Below are 519 nucleotides of genomic sequence, written 5' to 3' on the forward strand. Positions count from 1 at the left end.
CGACCCGAGAGGCGGGGCATGAGCCGCCTGCGCAGTGGCCCGAAAGTGGAGATCACCGGGGCGGCGTGGGCGACGGCCAGAGTGGGCAGGGCCGCCAGTGCGGCGGTGCGAACCAGTCGGGCAGTGGTCACGAATGGTGTCCTTCGGGTCGGGGGTTGGAAGGAAGGTCGTCCAGGTCGAGGCTGTGGCCGATGGTGTGCGCGAGGCCGGGGGCATCGCGCGTTGTCGCGAATCCGGCTCCCACGGCGCACGCCCAGACGGTGCATGCGACAACTGCGGTGGTGGTGACGCGTCGATACATCACGCGACGTTGACGGGTGAGGGGCTGAGGAGGGCGACGCGTAGGCGGTGGCGGGTTTTGCGGGGGAAGTCCGGAACAGTGCGCGCGGGCGATCTCGGCCGCCGGTCCCTCACCCGGCTCCCTCGCGAACAGGTCGAGACCCACTTCGCGTTGCTGCTGCCCCAGCGATCCGTCGATGAGGTCGCAGAGCACCTCCTTGAGGTCGTCGGCGTTGCGGA

At 69.9% G+C, this 519-nt stretch carries 1 pseudogene; it reads right to left on the reverse strand.

From position 1 onward, the window contains the following. Window positions 1-127 precede the first annotated feature (127 nt). Window positions 128-519 (reverse strand): annotated as a pseudogene (locus tag ADL25_RS50535) (UDP-N-acetylglucosamine--N-acetylglucosamine transferase); the annotation flags it as partial.

It is taken from the genome of Streptomyces sp. NRRL F-5122, assembly GCF_001507435.1.
Taxonomy (GTDB): domain Bacteria; phylum Actinomycetota; class Actinomycetes; order Streptomycetales; family Streptomycetaceae; genus Streptomyces; species Streptomyces lannensis.